The 4,105-nt window shown below is 36.1% G+C and carries 5 protein-coding genes; all 5 read left to right on the top strand.

Going from position 1 to position 4,105, the window contains the following annotated elements:
- Positions 1 to 192, top strand: a 192-nt coding sequence (locus AAG807_RS21060; RefSeq protein ID WP_341908484.1) for a GNAT family N-acetyltransferase, incomplete at its 5' end; no start/stop codon positions are given.
- Positions 193 to 249: 57 nt separating this feature from the next.
- On the top strand, positions 250 to 1,041 hold the full coding sequence (locus tag AAG807_RS21055) for an AraC family transcriptional regulator (RefSeq protein WP_341908482.1): 792 nt from the start codon (positions 250 to 252) through the stop codon (positions 1,039 to 1,041).
- Between the two features lie 72 nt (positions 1,042 to 1,113).
- On the top strand, positions 1,114 to 2,115 hold the full coding sequence (locus AAG807_RS21050) for a DUF6624 domain-containing protein (protein ID WP_341908480.1): 1,002 nt from the start codon (positions 1,114 to 1,116) through the stop codon (positions 2,113 to 2,115).
- Between the two features lie 122 nt (positions 2,116 to 2,237).
- Positions 2,238 to 3,650, top strand: coding sequence for a serine hydrolase domain-containing protein (locus AAG807_RS21045; protein WP_341908478.1), 1,413 nt, complete (start codon positions 2,238 to 2,240; stop codon positions 3,648 to 3,650).
- 53 nt (positions 3,651 to 3,703) lie between these two features.
- Positions 3,704 to 4,105, top strand: a 402-nt coding sequence (locus AAG807_RS21040; protein WP_341908476.1) for a GNAT family N-acetyltransferase, incomplete at its 3' end; no start/stop codon positions are given.

The following is a 4,105-nucleotide window of genomic DNA, read 5'->3' as shown; positions in this document are numbered from 1 at the left end:
ATTGGAAAAATTCTACTGGAACATTGCCTGGAATTTGCAAAACAAAAACAAATTGAAAAACTCATTTTATACTCCAATACAAAATTGGAATCGGCAATACATCTTTATCGAAAATACGGGTTTGTAGAAATTGAAATGGAGCAAGGAGTCTATGAACGCGGGAATATCAAAATGAAAAAAAAGATTTTTTAACAAGGGGTAACCTAAAGTGAGAATAGTTGTTACAGGGCAAAAAGCTAATTTTGATTCATGGAACGCTTTGTTACAATCAGGCCTAAGAGTAAACTCATATCAAAATACGTTTCATATTATTATTTTCATGATTCGGATGAAATGGATTTTAAGAAAAACTTCCTGTTTTATCCTCATTTTAAACATGGATTTACCGTCTATCAAGAACCGGAAGGTATTCGCACCTTGTTTACAATGAATTACGATCAGCAAATGACTGTTGAACTAAAAGGAGTATTCCATAAAATTGGAGTGGCATTCAATCCATTGGGAATAAATCAGTTTATTTCAAAACCTATTTCAGAGTTGTATGATCCGGTGAAACGATCATTTTCTCATTGGAATCCTGATATCATTCCTGAATTAAAGGAAGTGTTTCAGATTGCTGATCTACATCAAAAAAGTCAATTGTTAGATCAGATCTTTGAACGAAGATTCAATTTGAATCCGAAGTTAGTTATCTTGGAACAGGCCTTGAATCTGATTTTTGAAAGTTTCGGAACCATTCAGGTGGATGAATTGTCTGAACAAATCGGAGTAAGCAGAAAAACCTTGCTTCGACATTTTAGAAAACACCTATGTTGTTCAATCGAAGAATATAAAAAAGTGGTTAAGTTTCGTACAAGCATTCAGGCCGCAAGTAGTATGGGGGCAAAGAATCTGACAGAGATTTCACTTTACAGTTTGTATTACGATCAATCCGATTTCACCAATCGCTTCAAAGAATTGACCGGTCAGAATCCAAGTGCTTTTTTTGCATCTATTCGACAAATGGGAGAAGAAGATATTTTTTGGAAATTTGATGAATGAGTCCCAATTCTACAAGTAATTCGATTTTCTGCTTGTTAATTTTGTGCCATAACAAAGCCCAATAAATATCAAATGATCAGAACCACTTTTATGTTCAGCGGAATAATTTTCAGTTGCTTTTTCTGGGAGCGCAATGCACATGGTCAGGAACAACAAGTTTATGATTCACTAGTTACGCAGGCATTTGGTCTTTATGAAATTAAAGAGTATAAAGCTTCCGCAGAGAAATATGCGGAGGCTTTTGTTGCTTTTGGCGGAAAAGGGGATCCGGGAGATCGCTACAATGCAGCATGTTCCTGGTCATTAGCTAATCAGTCAGATTCTGCTTTTGTTCAGCTTTTTAAGATTACAGAAAACGGTGGCTACACCAACCTTGCTCACATCACTTCAGATTCGGATTTGAATTCCCTGCACAAAGATAAACGTTGGAAAAAGGTAATCCGTCAGGTGAAAAAAAACAAAACAAAGGAAGAAGCAAATTACGATAAACCACTAATAAGCAAGTTGGATGTTATTTATAATGACGATCAATCACACAGGCTAGAAATCGATCAAATTGAGGAAAAATACGGTTGGAAATCTCCGCAAATGGATTCAATCTGGAAAGTGATCGAACTGAAAGATTCCCTGAATTTGATCCAAGTCAGAAAGATTTTGGATACCAGAGGATGGCTTGGCGCCGATATTGTTGGCGGAAAAGGAAATTCTACCCTGTTCCTGGTGATTCAGCATGCTGATCAAAAAACACAGGAGCAGTATTTGCCGATGATGCGTGAAGCAGTTGCAAAAGGAAATGCAGCTGCTTCCAGTCTGGCTTTGTTGGAAGATCGGGTAGCACTCGGACAGGGAAAAAAGCAAATTTATGGTAGTCAAATAGGTGTTTTTAAGGAAACCGGGGTAAATTATGTGTTGCCCCTTGATGATCCTGATAATGTAGATAAACGTAGAGCCGAGGTTGGACTTGGAAAACTTCAGAATTATATAAATTACTGGGGATTGACTTGGAATGTGGAAGAATACAAGAAAAATCTTCCGAAATACGAAGAAGAGCAAAAGAAATATCATCGGGATTAACGGCTGTTTCTGTGGGTATTGTTATCGGATTGAGACTATTATTGTTGTTAAAAACAACCTAATAATATATTCGTACGAATATTTTCCTACCTTTATGAGGTATAGAAAATTACAAAACAATTATGAATATTCAAACTGCTTTAAGAACAGCTTTATTATTGGTCTGCTCATGGTCTTTCGGACAAAAAAATACAACGGAAAAACGACTGGATTCCTTATTCAGTGCGCTAACAGCCCAAAATCAGTTTAACGGGAGTGTATTGATAGCAGAAAAGGGAAAAATTAGTTACAAATCGGGTAAAGGTTATAGTAATGAATTGACAAAGGAGTTGAACAATTCAAAAACCATTTTTGAACTGGCATCTTGCAGCAAGCAGTTTACCGGAGTTGGAATCGCATTGCTTCATCGGGAAAACAAACTGAATTATACGGATGATATTACAAAGTTTCTTCCGGAACTAACCAGTTTCAAAGGGGTTACTATTTATGATTTGCTAAGACACACCAGCGGAATACCTGAATTTTTGGGTGGTTTTGAACAAAATTGGAAAAACGAACGAATAGCTACCAATCAAGATGTGATTAATTATTATGCAGAACGGAAAGATACCTTGGAATTTACCCCTCGTTCCGAACACCGGTACTCCAATACCAACTATGTGCTTCTTGCAACAATAATTGAACGAGTATCCGGAAAAAAATGGGGAGATTATCTGGACGAAAAAATCTTCAAACCTTTGAAAATGAACCGAACCTTCGTTTACAATAGAAGATTGGAGCCAAAAAAAATAACGAATTATGCCTACGGATACAGTTGGGTGAATAATTCATTCGAGAAAGCAACGGAAGATGATAAGAAAATTGGACGTATGGCAGTTTATTACATGGATGGAATCTATGGTGCTGCAAAAATAAATTCTACTGTAGAAGACCTATATAAATGGATAAATGCGCTCAAGAATAATCAGCTTTTAACAAAACAGGAGTTTGAAGAAGTGATGGAAATTACTCAAACTACAAAAGGTGAAAAAGTGGATTATGGCTTTGGTTTCGATGTTCGAAAAGGAGATAATACAATCTCTTTCGGACATACCGGTAGCTGGGATGGATATATTACCCTGATTCATTACAACTCTAAAAAGGATCGAACGGTTATCATACTGAATAATTTCAAAAATGGTACATGTCCTTATGAATCGATTACTGAAATATTGAACAACAAACCTTCTTCCAATGAGTTTGTAAAGAAAATAGATCTGAGTGAGGACAAGATCAAACAATTTGTCGGCGAATATACAGATCCGTCAGATTCGACTCAAATCCATGTTATTTCTTATCTAAACGGGCATTTGATATATAACACGGACAAATTAAAGTGGGATATGCGCTTCTTTCCTTCATCCGACAATACTTTTCAAGCTATTAGACAAGGAGGTACAAATGGAGTAATGGAATTCACCCGGCAAGATGATGGAACCATGAAACTTGAAATGAAGATGTATGATAGAGTTATTGGACAAGGTATCCGAAATTAATCAAAACATGATTCTCGAGAAATTCCGGATCAATTCCTGGTTACATTTGTGAAATGAAGATTGAAATCATAGATTATTCGGAGGAGTTAAAGGAATACATGAAGATTCTCAACTATGAGTGGTTGGAGGAACATTTTTATGTAGAAGAAGGAGATGAAATCTCACTTTCTGACCCCAAAAAACACATCATTGACAAAGGTGGTTTTGTGTTTTTCGCAAAAAAGGAAGATGAAATTGTAGGAACAGTTTCTCTGATCAAAAAATCAGAATCCGTTTTTGAACTGGGAAAGATGGCAGTAACCAGACATGCTCAAGGATTCGGTATTGGAAAAATTCTACTGGAACATTGCCTGGAATTTGCAAAACAAAAACAAATTGAAAAACTCATTTTATACTCCAATACAAAATTGGAATCGGCAATACATCTTTATCGAAAATACGGGTTTGTAGAAATT

The sequence above is a fragment of the Fluviicola taffensis DSM 16823 genome (assembly GCF_943372375.1).
In the GTDB taxonomy this organism is placed as follows: Bacteria; Bacteroidota; Bacteroidia; order Flavobacteriales_D; family Crocinitomicaceae; genus Fluviicola; species Fluviicola taffensis_A.
Note: the sequence above shows the minus strand (reverse complement) of the source record. Positions and strands in the feature narration are given on the sequence as shown.

What these genes read in the sequence shown, in the direction of transcription:
- AAG807_RS21055 (WP_341908482.1), top strand. Translation starts at nt 250, where the DNA reads ATGGAACGCTTTGTTACAATCAGGCCTAAGAGTAAACTCATATCAAAA.
- AAG807_RS21050 (WP_341908480.1), top strand. Translation starts at nt 1,114, where the DNA reads ATGATCAGAACCACTTTTATGTTCAGCGGAATAATTTTCAGTTGCTTT.
- AAG807_RS21045 (WP_341908478.1), top strand. Translation starts at nt 2,238, where the DNA reads ATGAATATTCAAACTGCTTTAAGAACAGCTTTATTATTGGTCTGCTCA.